The 18,631-nt window shown below is 68.1% G+C and carries 14 protein-coding genes; 2 read left to right on the forward strand and 12 right to left on the reverse strand.

Annotated features, from left to right (window positions below):
• Positions 1 to 80 precede the first annotated feature (80 nt).
• The 7 genes from ACPYOM_RS14155 to ACPYOM_RS14185 all read right to left on the reverse strand — a co-directional run bounded on the left by ACPYOM_RS14155 (position 81) and on the right by ACPYOM_RS14185 (position 7,375).
• Entirely contained in the window at positions 81 to 1,106 is a 1,026-nt protein-coding gene (locus tag ACPYOM_RS14155; RefSeq protein WP_481346450.1) for an NAD(P)-dependent alcohol dehydrogenase, read from the reverse strand.
• Positions 1,103 to 1,891, reverse strand: a complete 789-nt coding sequence (locus tag ACPYOM_RS14160; protein WP_481346451.1) for an iron-sulfur cluster assembly protein — start codon at positions 1,889 to 1,891, stop codon at positions 1,103 to 1,105. Before ACPYOM_RS14160 ends, ACPYOM_RS14155 begins: the two co-directional genes overlap by 4 nt.
• The gene (locus ACPYOM_RS14165) at positions 1,888 to 2,928 is read right to left on the reverse strand and encodes an amidohydrolase family protein (protein ID WP_481346452.1); all 1,041 of its coding nucleotides are present in this window, start codon (positions 2,926 to 2,928) and stop codon (positions 1,888 to 1,890) included. Before ACPYOM_RS14165 ends, ACPYOM_RS14160 begins: the two co-directional genes overlap by 4 nt.
• A 114-nt stretch (positions 2,929 to 3,042) precedes the next feature.
• Positions 3,043 to 3,378 carry a propane 2-monooxygenase effector subunit MimD gene (mimD, locus tag ACPYOM_RS14170; protein ID WP_481341263.1) on the reverse strand — a complete coding sequence of 112 codons (336 nt, stop codon included), beginning with the start codon at positions 3,376 to 3,378 and terminating at the stop codon, positions 3,043 to 3,045.
• A gap of 2 nt (positions 3,379 to 3,380) precedes the next feature.
• The gene (locus tag ACPYOM_RS14175) at positions 3,381 to 4,487 is read right to left on the reverse strand and encodes a ferritin family protein (protein ID WP_481346453.1); all 1,107 of its coding nucleotides are present in this window, start codon (positions 4,485 to 4,487) and stop codon (positions 3,381 to 3,383) included.
• A gap of 48 nt (positions 4,488 to 4,535) precedes the next feature.
• The gene (locus tag ACPYOM_RS14180) at positions 4,536 to 5,612 is read right to left on the reverse strand and encodes a 2Fe-2S iron-sulfur cluster-binding protein (RefSeq protein WP_481341250.1); all 1,077 of its coding nucleotides are present in this window, start codon (positions 5,610 to 5,612) and stop codon (positions 4,536 to 4,538) included.
• A gap of 131 nt (positions 5,613 to 5,743) precedes the next feature.
• The gene (locus ACPYOM_RS14185) at positions 5,744 to 7,375 is read right to left on the reverse strand and encodes a ferritin family protein (protein ID WP_481341249.1); all 1,632 of its coding nucleotides are present in this window, start codon (positions 7,373 to 7,375) and stop codon (positions 5,744 to 5,746) included.
• Positions 7,376 to 7,639: 264 nt separating this feature from the next.
• On the opposite strand from ACPYOM_RS14185, the gene ACPYOM_RS14190 reads away from it, so the two are divergent.
• Both ACPYOM_RS14190 and ACPYOM_RS14195 read left to right on the forward strand, forming a co-directional pair.
• Complete coding sequence (locus ACPYOM_RS14190; protein WP_481346454.1) at positions 7,640 to 9,427, forward strand: sigma-54-dependent Fis family transcriptional regulator; 1,788 nt, start codon at positions 7,640 to 7,642, stop codon at positions 9,425 to 9,427.
• 194 nt (positions 9,428 to 9,621) lie between these two features.
• A complete protein-coding gene (locus tag ACPYOM_RS14195; RefSeq protein ID WP_481346455.1) occupies positions 9,622 to 11,499 on the forward strand; it encodes a glycoside hydrolase family 15 protein in 1,878 nt (625 codons plus the stop codon).
• Between the two features lie 375 nt (positions 11,500 to 11,874).
• Here the strand turns inward: ACPYOM_RS14195 and ACPYOM_RS14200 are convergent, their stop codons facing one another.
• From ACPYOM_RS14200 to ACPYOM_RS14220, 5 genes are all read right to left on the reverse strand, one after another.
• The gene (locus tag ACPYOM_RS14200) at positions 11,875 to 12,078 is read right to left on the reverse strand and encodes a hypothetical protein (protein WP_481346456.1); all 204 of its coding nucleotides are present in this window, start codon (positions 12,076 to 12,078) and stop codon (positions 11,875 to 11,877) included.
• Positions 12,079 to 12,774: 696 nt separating this feature from the next.
• A complete protein-coding gene (locus ACPYOM_RS14205; protein WP_481346457.1) occupies positions 12,775 to 15,186 on the reverse strand; it encodes a helix-turn-helix transcriptional regulator in 2,412 nt (803 codons plus the stop codon).
• Between the two features lie 178 nt (positions 15,187 to 15,364).
• The gene (locus tag ACPYOM_RS14210) at positions 15,365 to 16,924 is read right to left on the reverse strand and encodes an alkaline phosphatase D family protein (protein ID WP_481346458.1); all 1,560 of its coding nucleotides are present in this window, start codon (positions 16,922 to 16,924) and stop codon (positions 15,365 to 15,367) included.
• Entirely contained in the window at positions 16,917 to 17,327 is a 411-nt protein-coding gene (locus ACPYOM_RS14215; protein ID WP_481346460.1) for an ANTAR domain-containing protein, read from the reverse strand. Before ACPYOM_RS14215 ends, ACPYOM_RS14210 begins: the two co-directional genes overlap by 8 nt.
• Positions 17,328 to 18,153: 826 nt before the next feature.
• Positions 18,154 to 18,631: TauD/TfdA dioxygenase family protein (locus ACPYOM_RS14220; RefSeq protein ID WP_481346459.1), on the reverse strand; the 478-nt coding region annotated here is incomplete at its 5' end.

Below are 18,631 nucleotides of genomic sequence, written 5' to 3' on the forward strand. Positions count from 1 at the left end.
TCCTTGGCCATGGTGTGTCAGTCCTTCGTGATTCGGACGTGGTCGGGGCCGGCCGCCGATGACGGCCGGACCGGCCGTCGTCAGGGGATGAGAATCGCGCGTCCGCGCACGAGCCCGGCGTCGAGGTCGTCGATCGCCTGCTGGAAGTCCTCCAGGGGGTACTTCGTGGTGTGGAGCGTGACCTTGCCCTGGGCGGCGAGGACCATGAGCTCCTGGAGGTCGTTGTACGACCCGACGAGGTTGCCGATGAAGTTGATTTCCGTGGAGATGACGTCGATGGTCGGGATGTCGATGTTCTCGCCGTAGCCGACGACGAAGTAGCTGCCGGCCCGGCGCAGCATCGCCGTGCCCTCCTTCGTCGCGCCCCCCTCGCCGACGAAGTCGACGACCGCCTCGGCGCCCCGCCCGCCGGTCAGCTCGAGGACCTTCTCGATGTGGTTGCCGTCGGCGACGACGCCGTGGTCGGCCCCGATCGAGGTGGCCAGGGCGACGGCGTCGGGGTTGCGGTCGACGACGACGACCGTCGCACCGGAGATCGCCTTCATCACCTGGATGCCGATGTGGCCGAGCCCGCCGGCGCCGATCATGACGCAGACGTCGCCCGGTCTCGTGACCCGAGCCGCCTTGGCGGCCGCGTGGTATGCCGTGAGGCCGGCGTCCGCGAGCGCCGCGACGTCCGAGGGCTCGAGGCCGTCATCGATGCGCACGACGCTCCGGGCGGTCGTGCGGAGATACTCCGCGTACCCGCCGTTGGTGTCGATCCCGGGGAACTGGCTGTTCTCGCAGTGCACGTCGTCGCCGAAGCGGCACGCACGGCACAGCCCGCACGTGATGAGCGGGTGCAGGATCACCTTGTCGCCGATGGCGACGTTGGTGACGGCGTCACCGACGGCGTGCACCCAGCCGGCGTTCTCGTGGCCGATCGTGTACGGCAGAGCGACGCCCGTCTTCTCCTCCCATTGCCCTTCGAGGATGTGCAGGTCGGTGCGGCACACGCCCGCGCCCCCGATCCTGACGACGACGTCGAGCGGTCCCTGGACCTGCGGCTCCGGCACGTCCGTCAGCTGCAGCTTGGTGTGGTACCCGACGACCTGGACGGCCCTCATGACGTGCTCCTCGTGTCCGTGATGTGCGTGGTGATGGCTGCGGGGTCGCCGTCCGCGTAGCGGGTGGCCAGCAGGCCGCGGCAGAAGTGGGCGTTGCCCTCGATGGAGATCCGCACCGACGTCGCGAGACGCAGACGCAGGGGCAGCTCCTCGTCCGGCACGGGCGCTCCCTGCTCGTCGACGACGACGAGCTCCGTGGGAGCGACGCCCAGGCCGATGTCCGCCCGTCTGCGCAGCAGCGCCTCCTTGGTGCGGCCGGCCGGCAGGTCGCCGAGCCTCAGGCGCCCGAGGTCTTCGAGCCGGACCGACCCTCCGGTCAGCGCGGCCATGACGCAGCGCTCCATCGCCGCGGTGTGCGCCTTCCGCTGGAAGGTCAGCCGTAGAGCGTCGAGGCTCTCCTCGGCCTCGGCACCGAAGGTTCCGAGGTAGCCGGCATCCGCGGCGATCCCGGCGTTGATCTTGTCGGAGTCGTGGTGGTCGTCGAGCAGCACGGTGACCCGACCCGTCCCCCGGACCCGCCGCAGGGCGTCCTGTGCGTCGGAGACCATGAGGTAGGCGAAGTTCGGTGCGCAGAACGACGTCGGAAGCCGCAGGTGCACCGTGACGCCGGACGGGTGCAGCGCCACCGAGCGGACGAACCCGAGCTCGGTGATCGGCTCGTCCAGCTCGGGATCCATGACGGTGGCGAGCGCCTCGAGCACGTCGTTCGCCAGGGATGCCCCGTGCGGTGCCGAGGCCGTGTTGCGGGCCGACGGCGACGCGACCGGAGTGGCGACGGCGCTCATGACAGCACGCTCTCCCTCGCCCCGGCCGCGACCTCGAGGCCGACGTCGCCGGGGTCGGCGAGCTGCAGCTCCGCGGGCACGTCGAGGCCGTACATCTTCGCTGCGTTGAGGCCGAGGATCTTCTTCTTGGCGGTCGTCGTCAGGGGTGCGTACTCCGTCATGTCCTCAGGGATCTGGAAGTCGACGAACTTCTCGATGAGCCACTTGGGTGTCCACAGGGCGTAGTCGCTCGAGAACTGGATCTTGTCCTCGCCGATCCAGTACAGGAGCTCGCCGATGATCTGCGCGAAGTAGCGCGGCCTCGTGTGGATGAACGGGATGGCGACGGCGAGGCCGGCGTGGACGTTCGTCTCCTGGGTCGCGATCCAGCAGAAGTCCTCCAGCCGCGGGAGCCCGCAGTGCTCCACGACGAAGTTGAGTCCTTGGAAGTCCGTCGCCACCGCGTCGATGTCGGCGACGTCGAAGGCGTCGCGGTCGAGCGGGATGATCGTCGGCCCCTTGTGGATGTGGATGTTCGTGATGCCGAGCTCCTGACAGGCCTCGAGGTACTTGTAGGACCACCGGTCGGTCAGCTTGTAGCCGCGGGAGTCGCCGTGCCACTCCGCGGTGTAGAGCTTGACGCCCTTGAGCCCGAAGCGTTCGGCGTCGCGCCTGAGCTGGTCGAGGCCGGCCTGCTCGTTGCGCGGGTCGAAGTTGTGGTTGTAGGTCAGTCGGCCGGGGTTGGCCCGGGTGAGCGCCCACGCCTCTTCGGTCTGCCCGAACCCGTTGGTGTAGAAGTCGCCCAGGAACGCCGGCTGGAAGATCGCGTGGTCGACGTAGCCGTCCTCGAAGAGGTCCTTCATGAGTCGGTCGCCGCCGTAGTACGTATAGGTGTCGTAGTCCCACACGACCTCCTCCGGGCTGAGGTTCTTGTGGTAGTCGTAGAAGCAGTCGATGAACTGCTTGCCGTGGACGTTCCTCAGGTTCGACTCGCGGCCGTCCCACAGGGCGACGTGGGCATCGACGACGTAGTACTTCTCGCCGTTCTTCTCGTACATGGCTTCCTCACTTCGTTGTGGTTGGGATGAGACGCCCGCCGGACGCCGCTGGGCTGGGAGCCAGCCCAGCGGCATACGAGCCACCTTGGGCGTCAGGGGTTTCGCGAGATCCGGTCAGTGGACGTTGAGGTCGAAGCCGATGTACTCGGCGGCGTCCTCCGGGCTCGCGAAGAGCATCGTCTTGTCGTCGAGGTGGACCATCCGCCCGTAGTGGGTGGAGCTGATCTCCTCGAAGACGGAGCCGTCGAACTCGGTGCCGAGAGCGTCGGTCAGCTCCTCGTAGTCGAAACTGAGCAGCGTCGGGCCGTCGACGCGGATCATCGACGGGTACTCGGTGAGCTCGACGCCCTCCTTGGTCCCCATGACCTGGGCCACGACCCGGCCGACCGGTGTGTTCATCAGGGTGACCCCGCACATGTTGGAGAACGAGGCCTCCGAACCGAACTGCATGCTCACTGGTCCAACTCCTTCGGAATGTCGAGCCCGATCTCCTCGAGCAGGGTGCGGAACTTGTCCTTGGCCGCGTCGAGGGACGTGGCGAAGGTGATGGTCTTCTCTGCGGGCTGCGACCAGATCGGCTGCAGCGCCTGCGCGGCGGCGAGGCACTTCGGGACCCACGTGGACAGCCACTGGCCGAAGAGGTCCTTGTTGGCGGCGCCGTGCTCCTCGTCACGCACGAGGAGCTGGAAGAGGTTGCGCGAGGCCGCGAGGTCCCGTGCGTAGTCGTTCTCCCCAGTGCCCACGAGCGTCGGCGTGATGTAGTCGCCGTTGCGCGCCGCAATCTGCATGACGAGCTCGCTGCGGAACAGCTGGCCGACGAGCTGCTCGAAGACGATGTTCGTCGCGAAGGTCAGCTCGGCCCAGTCGCCGACCGCCGTCAGCTCCTCGACCGTCCGGCGCGTCGGCTGCCACTCCGGCGCGTTCTGCCAGACCTCGCGGTGGGCCGCACCGTCGAAGTCGATGCCCGCCTCGGCGAGGTCCAGGTTGAACAGGGCCAGGTCCTGCGCGAAGCGCATCTTGTGTGCCGCCGCGACGGCGACGGCGTTGTTGATCATGTTGGTCGGGGCGGACCGCTGGATCGAGGTGAAGACGTGCAGCGCGATGCCGTTCTCCGCGTGCATCCAGGCTCCGAGGTTGCGCTGGATGAAGGAGACCCACGCGTGGTTCCAGTTCGCGTAGGCACCGGCGCGCTTGGCGTTCTCGAGGCAGAGGTTGACCTGACGGACCACCGCTGAGTTGTTGCGGTAGATCGTCTGCTCCCACTCCTCGTTGGGGTCGAGGAAGGTGTGCCAGTCGGAGGACTGGGCCTTCGTCCATTCCTTGGGGTAGCCGCCGGGCCCGCCGCCGAACCCGTAGATCCAGCCCTGGGTCAGGTGCCGGTCCGGGTCAGGCTGCACGTCGACAGTGACGTCCTCGTACATCGTGGCCCGCAGCTTGGCCGGCTTGTAGTAGTTGTACGTGCGGCTCTTCGAGCTCGGGAAGTCCAGGGCGCCGGCCTCGGAGTCCGTGAACTCGATCTTGGGGAAGCTGCGCGTCTTCTGGTCGGTGATGTCCGCCATGTCAGTCAACTCCGTTGTTGGTGTGGATGATTCGTGGATGTACAGCGTTCAGCCCGTGACGGTCACCGGGCTCGTGAACGAGTCGTGGAAGACCTGGTCACCGGGCACGCCCTGGGCCTCGAGGAAGAGCAGGGCGGCGTCGACCATGGGCGGGGGGCCGCACAGGTAGACCTCGCACTTCGCGAGCTCGTCCTCATGCCGCGCCACCACGTCGGTGACGTTGCCGGCCTCGGGGAGCAGGCCGAGCGGCAGGCGACCCTCTGGTGAGTCGGGGTCGGGCAGGGACTCCGACAGGCAGGCGACGAACTCGAAGTCGCGCAGGCCCTCGCCGAGGGCGAGGATCTCGTCGACGTAGAAGAGGTCGGCCGCTGTCCGCGCGCCGTAGTAGAAGCGCACCGGGCGGGTGCTCCCGGTCTCGTGCAGGTGCCGCAGGAGCGAGAGGATCGGGGCCATCCCCGCCCCTCCCCCGATGCACACGACGGGAAGGACGTGCCCCTCCTTGATGGTGAACGAGCCGTAGGGGCCGTTGACGTGCAGCTCGTCGCCGACCGCGAGGCCGGACGAGCCGCCGTCCAGCAGCGTCGAGAACTTCCCGCCCGGGTACTTCTTGATGAGGAACTCGACCTCCCCCGGTGTGGACTGCGTCGTCGCCATGGAGAACGAGCGGTGCTCGTCCGTCCCGGGGATGCCGATGTCGCTGTACTGACCGGGTTTGAACTCGTAGGTCGCCGGCTCGACCGCCGCCAGGCGCAACGACACGATGTCGCGCGTCATCGGCTCGATCGCGGTGATACGGGTCCGGACGTCCTGGATCGGCACCCCACCCAGCAGCTCGTCCTCGTCGAAGTTGAGCAGCTCGATGGTGCAGTCGCTGAAGGCGTGCGCCCGGCAGAGCAGGACGTAGCCCTCGTCGACCTCGGCGTCGTTGCAGGCGAACGTCGAGTAGCGCTCCATCTGGATCTCGCCGTCGAGCACGTAGCTCTTGCAGGCCGAGCACTGTCCCTCACGGCACCCGTGCATCAGGTGGATGCCCTGCCGGAAGGCAGCGTCGAGGATCTTCTCGTCCTCCCCTACCTCCATCTCGATGTCGACGGGCTCGAAGTAGATCTTGTGTGTGTCGGCCACGATGGCCTCCTCTCGATTGCGCCGGGTCCGCGGGGGAGGTTGGCGGCGGGGGTTGGCGGCGCCACTCATCCCTGGAAGCGCCGCCAACCCGATCTGGCGGTGGAGCCGGGGTCGGACCACTCGAGGTCGCGTCAGGCGACCTTGGTGCCGTTCGCCCGGTACTCCGCGATGTGGGCGTCACGCTCTGCGTCGGACATCTGGTTCAGCAGCACGTTGGGGCTCATGAACGTGTTGCCCCGGATGTCGTCGAGCGTCCACATCTTCTTGGGGTCGAGGTCCAGGTGCGGCTGCCCGATGAGGGTCTTGCCGTCGTCACGGACGTAGCCGAGGTCCTGGACGATGTCGGCCAGGTCCTTGTCGTGGTGCAGCGTCTCCCACTCGCGGAAGCCCGTCAGGCGGCCCATGTTCGGCGTCTCACGGCCTTCGTACTCGGAGCGGAACGCGACCGCGTCGGTCCAGTAGCAGGTCTCGGAGCAGTAGGTGCGCCACTGGTCGTCGACCTTCTCGACGACGATGTCCTCGCGGATGAGGGCCGGCACCATGCACGTCCAGCACCGGTGCGGGTACTGGTAGCCCACGTCCTCGAACGCGATGGGCTTGTTCTTGCCCGGGAAGGCGAGCCGGTTGTAGCTCTCCCACCAGGCGCCGTACTTGCTGTACCAGCCGGGGTACTTCTCCTCGAACCACTCGAAGTCCTTGTCGGTCATGGCGTCGATGCGCCAGTAGTTGACCGGCCAGCCGGTGGCGAAGAAGCGGGCGACCTCGTGCACGTATCCCTTGTTCGTGATCCGGTTCCAGGCCTCCTCGACGAGGTCGTGCGGGATCGTCAGGCCGTACTTCTCGAGGGGGAGCAGGTAGCTGCGGTAGTAGTCGTCGTAGATCCAGCGCCGCCACATCTCGGCGTAGCTCTCTCGGTCCTTGCGGCGGTCCTTCGTGCCGTACTCGATGAAGGTGCCGATCGCGGCGTCGACGACGCAGTGGTTGTTCCACCACGCGTACCGCAGGTCGCGTTCCAGGAGTGGGCGGTTCCGCTCGTCGGCGAGGGCCATGAGCAGGATCGAGTAGCCGTTCGAGATGTGCCGTGACTCGTCGGACTGGACGGAGTGGAAGACCGTCGGCAGCAGGTAGTCGCCGTTGGCCGCGGCCTCGTCGGGCATCGCCACGAAGAGGGTGTTGGTGAAGGCGGTCTCGGCGACCACGGTCAGGTAGATGTTGGCCGCCGTGATGGCGTCGCCGGTGATGAACCCCTCACCGAACTGGCGGCCGATCGTGCCGGCGTAGTTGTTCGCGAAGGCCTTCTCGGTCATGTCGAAACCGGCCGGGTCGATGTACTGGTTCATGTACAGCTTCTTGAGGTTCATCTGGATCGTCGAGTGACGAACCTCGTCGATCATCTGGACCGCGAGCCCGTTGTGGATCTCCGGGTTGGGCACGGCGTCGATCGCCATCGGCATCGCTCGTGCAGCGGAGATCTCGGGGAACGGGATGATCGACAGGAACAGCTTCTGCCACTCGAGCCAGCGCTGCTGGACCTGCCGGAACATGTTGCCGCGGACCGCGCCGTCCATCGCGCCGAAGACGCGGTTGTCCTTCTCCTCCTCCATCGGGAAGTAGGACCGCATGATCTGCTTGAGCGGGTCCTTCTTCGGGGCCTTCTCGAAGGTGTAGTCCGTACCGAAGCGGGTCGCGGGCGTCGCGAAGGTCGGCTCCCACGTCAGCTCGGAGATCTTCGCGTGGGCCTTCGTCAGACTCTGTCTGCTCACTCTTGCCTCCTGGTGTCGGGTCGGTCCGGCGGACCGAGCCGGTTCGGCGGATGCGTTTCGCCGTGTGCCAGGACACTCACAGGTGGGCGGCGCGGTGGATGTCTCAATCTGAGAGGCAGGGGGCCGCTCGACCGCGGGCGTCTCACTTTGAGACAGGTGCTGTGTGGGCGGTCACCAGTTCCTTGCGGTGCGCTCCGGCCAGCACGGACACTGGAGGCACCGCGTGGTGCAAGGGTGCGCCACGGGTCGTGACGGAGGTGGGTCGTGGCCGATCGTCCACGCGAGGTGGCGCTGGCGCGTGAGCACTTCATGCGCTCCGGCGTCCTGGCGGGCACGGTGCGTGACGTCGTCGGGCAGTCGTGGGAGCGCAGCACCCTGGCGGGTGTCGACCCGAGCCTGCTCACCCCGTCCTATGCCGCCGACCTGGGCGAGTCTCGCCTGAACGAGCTCGTAGGCCAGGTGATGACCCGGATGGCCGCGCAGCTCGGCGACGAGGCCGTGAGCATGATCTTCGCCGACCCCTTCGGGCGGGTCATCCACCGCATCTGCTCCGACTCCTCACTGACGGCACGCCTCGAGAAGGTGAGCCTCGCTCCTGGCTTCACCTATGCCGAGGACTCCGTCGGGACCAACGGCATCGGCACGGCCCTGCTGCTGCGGCGGCCCACGCTGATCGCCGGCGAGGAGCACTTCACCGAACCACTCATGACCTTCGCCTGCGCCGGTGTTCCGGTCGTGCACCCGGTGAGCGGTGCGCTCGTTGGCGTCCTCGACCTCACCTGCACGTCCGGGTCGTCCAACGGGCTCCTGCTCACCTATGCGCGGTCGGTCGCGAGCCGCATCGAGGAGGAGATCCTCGCCGCCGTCTCGGTCCGGGAGATGAGCCTGCTTCGCGACTACCTCGCGGCGTGCCGGCACGCGACCGGACCTGTTCTCGCCCTCGGGGACGAGATCGTCATGATGAACCGCCACGTCCAGCTGCAGCTGGACGTCGCGGACCGTACGGCGCTCGTCGCCCGGACGAGCGATGCCCTCGGGGACGACCAGCCGCACACGTTCGTCACCGACCTGCCGAGTGGGGCAGTAGCCCGGCTCGACTACCGGCCGACGTCAGTGGGCACCACCATCGTCGGCGGCGTCTTCCGGATCCAGCTCAGGGAGCCGTCCCGGACGCCGCGTGCCCTCGGTAGGGATGTGGCGGTCTCACTTCCCGGGGTGGCGGGAACGAGCCCTGAGTGGCTTCGCGCGGTGTTCCAGCTGCGAGAGTCGTACCGGAGCGGCACCTGGGTCGTCATCGACGGGGAGCCGGGAACGGGGAAGCACGCCTTGGCGCGGGGCATTCACGGTGCTGAGTCGCCCGGCCGGCACTTCCGCACCCTCGATGAAGCATCGGCTTCGGCCGACCCGGACGGCTGGCTGCGCACGCTGGAGGAGGAGCTGTCGCCCGAACCGGGCACCCTGCTCATCCGGCACCTCGACCGGCTGCCGACCGAGCTCGTCGAGGAGGTCGCCGCACTCCTCGTCGAACACGCCCACCTGGCGCACTCCGTGCACGGCCGGTGGGTCGTCGCGACGCGAAGCCCGGCCGAACGCACCGGGGCGGCAGAGGCTGTCGCGGCCCAGATCCTGCCCTGCTTCGACCGGACCGTCCTGCTGGAGCCGTTGCGGCACCGGCACGAGGACATCCGGGTCATCATCCCCGTGCTGCTCCGCGCCCTGTCACCGCACAAGGAGCTGTCCGTCTCTGCGAGTGCGGCCAACCAGCTCGCCCGGCACCCGTGGCCAGGCAACGTGGTCCAGCTGCGCGAGACCCTCGCCAAGATCATCGCCAAGAAGCGCGCCGGCACGATCGAGATGGTCGACCTTCCGCCGGAGTGCATGGCTGTCGGCCGCCGGACGCTCACGCCGCTGGAAGCCCTGGAGCGGGACGCGATCACCCGAGCCCTCGACGACCACAACGGGAACAAGGCGCTCGCCGCCGAGCACCTGGGGATGTCCAGGGCGACGATCTACCGCAAGATCCGCGGCTACAACATCGACACCCGCCGCTGAGCGACCCCGCGGCCTTCGCCCGGACGAGGTGACGGCGAGGTCGTCCCATCGGACGGCCTGGCGCAGTCGAGGCCCACCCGAGTGGTCAGTGATCCGAGCACGCTGTCTCAAGATGGGACTCCTGCTGAGCCGGACCAGCGCTCCAATCGTGGGACGAGGCAACGACGCCTTCCCGAACGATCCCGGGAGCCACGATGACCGCCCAACACATCGAGGACTACGCCCTCATCGGTGACCTGCGCACGGCCGCACTCGTCGGCCGAGACGGATCCATCGACTGGCTCAGCCTGCCCCGCTTCGACTCACCGGCGGTCTTCGCCAACCTGCTGGGAGACGAGACCAACGGGCACTGGCTCATCACACCGTATGGGCAGGACCGCTGCACCAGCCGGCAGTACCGCACCGACACCCTCGTCCTGGAGACGGAGTGGACCACCGACGACGGCACCGTCCGGGTCATCGACCTGATGTCCCCCACAGCGGTGGAATCGCAGGTGACCCGCGTGGTCGAGGGGCTGGAGGGTCAGGTCGAGATGCACATGGCGCTCACGCCGCGGATGGACTACGGCAGCATCACGCCCATGCTCAGCAGTCGCAACGGGCACGTGGTGGCAGTCGCCGGTCCGGACATGCTGTGGCTGCACACGACGGCGGCCGTCGACCAGGCCGCCGGCAGCTGGGTCAGCGACTTCACCATCACGGCCGGACAACGGGTCTCCTTCGTCCTGACGCACACCACGTCAACACAGACCGGTGCTCCCCACGCAGACGCGGACCATGCCCTGGCAACGACGCAGACCTTCTGGCAGAACTGGGCCAGCCGCTCGACCTACACCGGTCCGTGGGCCGAGGCAGTCACCCGCTCGCTCATCACCCTCAAGGCGCTCACCTACGCACCCACCGGCGGAATCCTTGCCGCGGCCACCACCTCACTGCCCGAACAGCTCGGCGGCCTACGGAACTGGGACTACCGGTACAGCTGGCTCCGCGACGCCACGTTCACCGTCCAGGCGTTCCTGGCCACCGGCTACGTGGACGAAGCCCACGCGTGGCGGGACTGGCTGCTGCGGACCGTCGCCGCCGACCCCGAGCGGATGCAGGTCATGTACGGCATCGACGGAGCTCGGCGGCTGCCCGAGCAGGCACTGACCTGGCTCTCCGGGCACGCGGGCTCCACGCCGGTGCGCATCGGCAACGAGGCAGCCACCCAGCAGCAGAACGACGTCTGGGGCGAGGTTCTCGACGCGCTGGCTGCCACCCAGTGCGTCACCGACGCACAGTGCGACCGCCACGCGGACGGTACCGACACCAAGGCAGACCCTCCCGCCGTCCACGCCGAGGCCGCGCTGCAAGAGGCACTGCTCGGCCACATCGAGCGAACGTGGGCCGAACCGGACTGCAGCCTGTGGGAGGTTCGCGGCCCGCGCCGACACTTCGTGCACTCCAAGGTCATGGCGTGGGTCGGCGTCAACCGCGCCGTCGAGGCGATCGAAAAGGGCCGCACGGGTGCCACCGAGCACCAGCTCGAACGAGTTCGCCGGCTGCGCGACACCATTCGCGCCGAGGTCATGAACCGTGGGTACAGCAGATCGCGGCAATCCTTCACCCAGTCGTACGGATCGGCGCGCCTGGACGCGTCGGTTCTGCTGCTCCCTCGGTACGGCTTCCTCCCGTGGTCGGATCACCGCATGGTGGCCACCGTCGAGGCCATCGAGCGGTACCTCACCGACGAAGGGCTGGTGCGCCGCTACGCCGTCCGCGACAACGGAGCCAACGTCGACGGCATCCACGGCGACGAAGGGATCTTCGTCGCCTGCTCGTTCTGGCTCGCCGACGCCCTCCACGGCATCGGCCGGACCAGCGAGGCAACGGCCCTGTTCGAGCGACTGTTGTCCCTGCGCAACGACGTCGGCCTGCTGAGCGAGGAGTACGACCCGACGAGCGGACGACACCTCGGCAACACACCCCAGGCCTTCAGCCACGCCGGCGTGGTCACGACCGCGGTGCTGCTCAGTGCCGCGAGACGGCCCGCCCTCGAGAGCCAGGTCGCGGAAGGGGAACATGCGGCCTGAGGTTCGTCACCAAGTTCGCCGCGACGGCCCACGGCCACATCCGGCTCACCGAACACAGAGCTGGCGGGGGGACTCGAACCCCCAACCACCTGTTTACAAGCCTGGCCCCTGGAAGGCCGCTCGAACCACGGCTGACCTGCGAAAACGCAGGCTGGGAACGCTGGACAGCCGCGCTTCGTGCGATCCCTGTGCGATTAGCCATGACCCGCCCTGTCCCGCCTGTCCGCCGCTTGCCGACCGGACACGTTCTCGATAGCACGTCGGAGAAAGGCACGCGCCGGCGGGCGTTGCCCACCGCCGAATGACAGTCGAAGTCTTACCCACATGCCGAATTGAGTACGTGTGCTTGGACCTGAACTTGCTCACCCTCGGCGGCTACGGGTAACTGCGCTGGCTCTGCTTGTAACCGCTTCGATCCGACCATCGATGCACAGTCATCTGACCACGCGCGAAGTTCCAGTCGATGAACACTGCCAGGTCAATGTCCAAGGAGAACACGATGGCTTTGTCTGGCGGCGGGGCCATCCACCATGCATCGGCTGCTGCATCCCGCACGTCCTTGTCGGCTATCGCGGCCACGCCATAGACCTTGAACTCGCCTTCAGCAGCGTCTGGGCCCGTAATCGCGCTGTGCAGTACGTACCGCGGGTCTCGTTGCAGGTCATCCGCCTTGCGCGACCAGACATCGCGCCGACAAGAAGCTGGCCGGCGACGAGATATGTCTCAATCGGACTGATCCGTGGGGACCCATCCCGACGCAGTGTGCCCAGCAACGCAACATGCGTGGAGCGAAGGCGCGCCAAGCCCAAGCGAGCGATCTCGGGGGCGCCGACCTCCAAATCCCGCCAACAAGTTGAATGGGCCATCCCCACAAGACTACTTGGCCGCGCAGCGTCGGAACTGCCGCCGACAGCGTGCGCAGCGGCCATCCGGAACTGCCGCCGTCAGCGCTCCCCAACCTCTGCTGGGCAGCCTGACGTGAGATGTCGAGTGCAGCACCGATCACGGTCCACGAGTCGCCCGCCGCACGGGCTGCGCGGACAGCCTCACGCAGCTCCTGCTCGGCGTCCGCGAGCTGGTTTCGGGCGACTGGCCCGCGTCTTCTATCGGCTTCGGCTAGGCCCTTCTGGATCCGGCGTACTTGACGAGATAGGTCTTGGTCGTGCCGTCGGGGTCCGTAGCGGTGACGTTCACCCTCAGCGCAAGCAGGGCAGCCCGCAACGCCTTCAGGGCAACACCCACGGTTGGCTTGTAGGTTGGCCCTCGGCAGGTCGCCTACTCCTCGGTGACCCAGCTGGCGACCTGGGTTCGCGAGTTCATGCCGAGCTTGCCCAGGATGTTGTCGACGTGCGTCTCCACGGTGCGCTGGGAGATGGTCAGCCGCCCCGCGATCTCCTTGTTGGTCAGCCCTTCCGCCAGCAGCGCCGCGACCTCCCGCTCACGGCGGGTCAGGCCGTCGGCAGTCCCCCTTCTGGACCCGGCGCGAACCCCCGTCCGCTCGCGCTGGCCTGCTGCCTCCGCCTCTCCCAGCGCAAGGGACACCGCCTGGTCGAAGGAGTACGACGCTCCCTCAGCGAACGCCCTCTCGAACGCCTCGGACTCGAACACGCCGGAGCCGAAAGACTGACGCAGCGCCTCCTCGGACCGCCTGTCGAACACGCTGTACGCATTGTTCTCCTCGACCTTCGAGCCGCTGGTCCGCCAGACGGCCTGGGCGGCGCCGAGCAGCCGGGCCGCCCGTTCGCCGGGGTCGGCGAAGGCGGCGCACCAGGAGAGCGCCTGGACACCGAAACTGATGCCGGTCAGGTCGTTCATCGGCTGGAACGACCTGACCGACATCCGCAGGGAACGCGTCGCACCAGCGAAGTCGCCGGCACGCCACTGCGCGATGCCGACGCTCCAGAGCGCGTAGCCCATCGATGACTGCGCGCCGTACCGCTCCGCCAAGGCCAGCGCCTGCCTGCTGTAATCGTGGACTCTCGGGTCGTCGAGGAAGAAGGTGCAGGCGGAGAGCAGGATGAGCGTGTCGAACTCGCCGAGCGGGTTTCCGAGCGCCTGGAACTCCCTGCGGCCCTGCTCCAGCAGCTCGAGGGCGCCCGGCACGTCGCCCTCGTACAACCTCGCCTGCCCTCGGCACTCCTTGATGCGCGCCTGCAGCAGATGGTCGTCGAGCCCGGCAGCGATCTCCTCGCACTCGGCAAGCATCGTCGGGTTGCGGTCGATGTCCGTGGCGAACATGGCCAGATAGCTGGCCGCCCATAGCGCGTGAGCCCGGCCGCTTGTTGGTTCGGGAGCCAGCTCCAGGGCCCGGAGCAGGTACCGGTAACCCTCGCGGAGGAAGCCGGCGAACCAGAAGTTCCAGATGGGCGCGGCGATTTCGAACGCTGCGGCCGCCTCAGCCTTGTCAGCGAGGCAGAACTCCAGCGCTGCTCGGATGTTGCCGGACTCCCGGCGGAGTCGGATGAACCAGTCCGCTTGATGGCGGCCGAAGCTCTCGGCTGCGAACCGCTTGGCCAGTGATTGGTAGTAGTCCCGGTGCCGGATCCGCAGCGCCCGCACCTCTTCCGGGTTGGTGAGCCGCTCGGCGCCGTACTGCCTGATGCTCTCCAACATCTGGTACCAGGCGGTCGTGCTTTCCGTCGCCTGCCACCGTACGACGATCGATTTGTTCACCAGGCCCGCGATCAGGTTGAGGACGTCATCGCGGGAGATTCCGGCGCTGCCGCAAACCTCCTCGGCGGCCTCGAGGTGGAACCCTCCCGAGAAGACCGAGAGCCGGGCCCACATCAGTCGCTCCGCGAGCGAGCACAGGTCGTAGCTCCATCCGACGGTGGCCTCGAGCGCCTGGTGCCGGGTGGGGACGGCGGGCCGCCCCCTGGTGAGCAGCCGGAACCGGTCCTCCACCCGTTCGAGGATCTGCGAGGGAGAGAGGATGCGCAGCCACACGGCCGCGAGCTCGATCGCCAGCGGGACGCCGTCGAGCCTTCGACACAGATCGAGTACGGCTGCCCGGTTGCCAGGCCCCATCGCGAAGTCCGGGGCCACCGCCGTGGCTCGGTCCAGGAAGAGCGCCACCGACTCGTAGTGAGTGGGGTCGTCGGCGGCGACATCCGCCTCGGGGTCCGGTGTGGACAGGGGCGGCACGGAGAGGATCTGCTCGCCCTCGACGCCGAGCACGTGCCGGCTGGTGGCGAGGATGTGCAGACCCGGGGCCGCGGCCAGCAGCTTGCCGGACAGCACCGCGCAGGCGTCGGTGAGGTGCTCGCAGTTGTCGAGGACCACCAGGAGCCGCTTCTCCTCCAGGTACGCCGCCAGGTCGGCGGCCGGGTCGGCCGACACCTGGCGCAGCTCGAGGGTGTTGGCCACGGTGTGCGGCAACAGCTGTGGGTCCTGAAGGGCCGCGAGCTCGACAAACCACACGCCGTCCCGAAAGATGCGTCGCACCTCGGCAGCCAGCCGCAGCGCCAGGCGCGTCTTGCCGACCCCGCCGACGCCGGTCAGAGTCAGCATGCGGCCGCTCGCCAGCAGCCTCCGGGTCTCGGCCAGCTCTCGCCGCCGTCCTACGAAGCTCGTGAGCTCGGCGGGCAGCGCCCCGCGACCCGACCCCGTCCGCCTCGTCGTCGCCATACCGGACTCCGCCTCTGCGGCCTTCCCGAGACAGCCATCGAACTCCGCCTCGACAACCACGCGCGCAGTGACACGCACACCTCTCGAGCCCCAGTCTACGAGCCGAACCTCCGTCAGACCCGAGGTTTGGCGTCCGCGGGTGGTCGCGGGGTGGTCGAGGCAAGGACGCAGACGATTCGCTCGCGCCACCGTGCATCCGCCCGACGAGCCAGCCCGGCCGGCCAGGTCGCCAACACCGTCATCGGGGCGCAGGGTCCAGGGTCCGCGAGTAGAGCACCAAACCGCGGGCGTTGCGCAGCGATGCCCGGAACCGACCGTCCTCGTCGATCTTGACGTGCCCGAAGAACTGGTTGCCGTGGCGGGGGGACTGGTTGGGGTAGTCGGCCGCCTTGATGAAGTCGGCCCGTGGGCCGAAGGTCTGGTCGAGCACGTTCGGGCCGAACGTGCCCGCGGCCACGGGTCCGGCGACGAACTCCCAGAAGGGGTCGAAGTCCGCGAAGGCGGCGCGCGCCGGGTCGTAGTGGTGCGCCGCGCAGTAGTGGACATCGGCGGTGAGCCACACGATGTTGCGCACGCCGGCCCGCTTGAAGGAGCTGAGGACAGCGGCGATCTCGAGCTCCTTGCCGCGCGGCGCTCCCGGGTCGCCGTTGGAGAGCGACTCCTGGTTGACCGGGCCGTCGGGCACGACCAGGCCCAGCGGGAGGTCGCTCGCGATGACCTTCCACGTGGCCCTGGATGCCGCCACCTCGCGGATGAGCCAGTCGGTCTGCTCGGTGCCGAGAATGTGGGTCTTCGCTGGCTCGAGTCCCGTCGTGTTGGGGTCCTTGTACGTGCGCATGTCGAGGCAGAACACGTCGAGGTGCCGGCCGTACGACAGCTTCCGGTAGATGCGGCCGGGGGTGCCCGCAGCCGTCCGGCGGGCGACCGAGAGCCGGTTGCTGATCGGCTGGTACTCCCACCAAGCCTGCTTCGCCCGCGCGGCGAGCACGTCGACGCGACGCTCGGTGTACCTGTCGTCGGTGAGGACCTGACCCGGGTACCAGTTGTTGTGGGTCTCGTGGTCGTCCCACTGCGCGACGACCGGGACCTCGGCGTACATGGCCCGGACGTTGTCGTCCAGGAGGTTGTAGCGGTGCCTGCCGCGGAACTCGGGAAGCGACTCCGCTACCTTCGCGACCTCCGGGATGACGATGTTGCGCCAGACCTGTCCGTCGGGCTCGACGACCTGCTCGGCGATGGGGTTGTCGGCGTAGATGGTGTCACCGGAGTGGAGGAAGAAGTCAGGGCGGGTCGCGTGCATCGCGGCATAGGCGGTGAAGCCGCCGAGGTCGGGGTTGATCCCCCACCCCTGCCCGCACGTGTCGCCGGTCCAGACGAAGCTCGTGGCACCGGGTCCGGCGGGGGCGGTCCTGAAACGGAGGTCAGCCGGTTCGCCGAGGTGCCCGTCCTCGTTCTCGAACGCGAGCGTGACGGTGTGCTCGCGGCCAGGAGCGAGCCCTTGGAGGTCGAGCTTCGCCGTGAGGTCGGTGTCGGGTGTGGCGAGGGGGCCACTGATCCGCAGCCTGGAGCCACCCGCGCCATGGACCACGGCCACCAGACGGCCTGGCCGGTCCGACCGCGCCCAGACGGTCGCCGCGGTGGCGGTGACATCGCCCGACATGACTCCGGATGTCAGGGCTGGTCGTCCGGCCACGACCAGCGCGGGCGAGGCCCACGCCCCGGCCGTTCGGGACAGACCGAGCAGGCCCGCGCCGGCCGCGGCGCCGAGGACAAAAGTGCGGCGGTTCAGTTCACTCATGGCCACCACGCTGCACGGCGGTGGTGGACGCCGGGCAACCGCCAGACGCCGGTTCGGCGAAACCCTGGTTCACGCGCCGCGCATGGCGAGCGCTCGTCGACTCCGCGTCAAGGCCCCATGTGAAGGCCCCATGTGAAGGCCCCATGTGGAGGCCCCGTGTGGAGACCGGAGCCCGGGATAGGTACGCAGTCCGGGATAGGTACGGAGGGGTGCGCTCCCTCGGGGAGACGCCGGTCTGCTGCACCTCGAGCGCGAGCAGGTAGAGCTTGGTGTTGGTGCGCATCGAGGCCTCGCGCAACAGGTCGAACGCCTCTTCCCTGCACACCTTGCGCATCGCCATGATGATGCCCACGGCGGCGCCGATGTCCCGGCTGTGGTGCAAGGCCAGGTGCAGGCGGGCGATCTCGTGGTTTCCTTTGCGAGGTTTGTCTGATTCGGCAACCTGCGCTGCCGCCGCGTGGGACGCTGCGGACGTCGGCGCGCGATCCCACCTCGCGGGTCGACGCCTTGCGTCCGCAACGCCAGGCGGCCCGGTCGGACCGTTAGCTCCCTCCCCCTCTAGCGGCGGTCTGACCGAGCCTTCGGGTCATCTGGCACCGGCGGGCACGGGTGTCGGATTCTGGTCCGTCTCTGGTCCGTCACAGCTTGTGCCGAGTCGCTCTGGTCCGTCTAGGTCCGTTGCCAGGGCGGCCTATAACTGTCTCCGACTGTCCCGCGCCTTCTCGGCATCACCTCAGGTCAGGGCGTTGTCCGGCACGACCCGCGGTGAGATGGAGGATGAGCCGGCCGATAGGCCGGGGATTTCAGCGGGCCGATCGATCCGTCCTGCCGGTGTTGCCCCGAGCTCGTGACCTGCAGAGACGCAAAGCTGGTTCTCTTGCGCAACGTATCCAGCGGCCGTTTCCAGTCCGGTTGCAGACCTTTTGCGGACTGAGGATCTCGCGGTTACAGCGATCTGGTTTGTAGTGGCGCTTGGGGTCCAAACCTGGGTGGAGCTGGTCCGCGCCCACGCCTTCGAGGTCTGTGCCAGCGCGCTCCGGGCCGGGTCCTTGGTGTCGTTGACGCTCGTAGGGGCGCGGCTCGGACGTCTGCGAACGAGCGTGACTGTGCCCGAACGAAACTCGAATGAGACAGGGCCAGATGACATGTGGCGCTGCTTCGATGGCGGCAACCGTCGACGTGCCGGGCACGGACCCGCACCCGGGCACGTCGAACGGTGGCCCTGGTTGTCAGGCGGCGCTGGCCGTGCGCTCGGCCGCGGTGTAGTGCGAGGCATCCCCCTTAACGGCACGGCTGGGCTCGCCGGCGATGCCGACCGGCACGTCACCAGCGACCGTGACCCGGTGCAGCAGACGCGGGAGGCTGTCGTAGTTGTCGACCGCGTAGTGCTGCGTGATGCGGTTGTCGAAGATGACGAGCTGGCCGGGCTGCCACGAGACCCGCACGAGGTGGTCTGGCTTGGTGACGTACGCCTGCAGCAGCCGCAGGATGTCGCGCGACTCGGTCACCGACAGGCCGACGAACCGGCGCACGAACCCGCCGATGAACAGCCCCTTCTCCCCCGTCTCCGGGTGCACGCGGACCACCGGGTGGTGAGTCTCGAACGGGATGGACTGGAAGACCTCCTGGTAGCCCTTCGACTTCTCGTCGAACGACTCGACGGCCTTGTCGGCGTAGTCGTACTCGTTCGTGTGCACGGCCCAGAGC

The organism is Monashia sp. HAY1-2A, assembly GCF_056755315.1.

What these genes read in the sequence shown, in the direction of transcription:
- mimD (WP_481341263.1), bottom strand. Translation starts at nt 3,378, where the DNA reads ATGCAGTTCGGTTCGGAGGCCTCGTTCTCCAACATGTGCGGGGTCACC.
- ACPYOM_RS14210 (WP_481346458.1), bottom strand. Translation starts at nt 16,924, where the DNA reads ATGAGTGAACTGAACCGCCGCACTTTTGTCCTCGGCGCCGCGGCCGGC.
- ACPYOM_RS14195 (WP_481346455.1), top strand. Translation starts at nt 9,622, where the DNA reads ATGACCGCCCAACACATCGAGGACTACGCCCTCATCGGTGACCTGCGC.
- ACPYOM_RS14160 (WP_481346451.1), bottom strand. Translation starts at nt 1,891, where the DNA reads ATGAGCGCCGTCGCCACTCCGGTCGCGTCGCCGTCGGCCCGCAACACG.
- ACPYOM_RS14155 (WP_481346450.1), bottom strand. Translation starts at nt 1,106, where the DNA reads ATGAGGGCCGTCCAGGTCGTCGGGTACCACACCAAGCTGCAGCTGACG.
- ACPYOM_RS14175 (WP_481346453.1), bottom strand. Translation starts at nt 4,487, where the DNA reads ATGGCGGACATCACCGACCAGAAGACGCGCAGCTTCCCCAAGATCGAG.
- ACPYOM_RS14165 (WP_481346452.1), bottom strand. Translation starts at nt 2,928, where the DNA reads ATGTACGAGAAGAACGGCGAGAAGTACTACGTCGTCGATGCCCACGTC.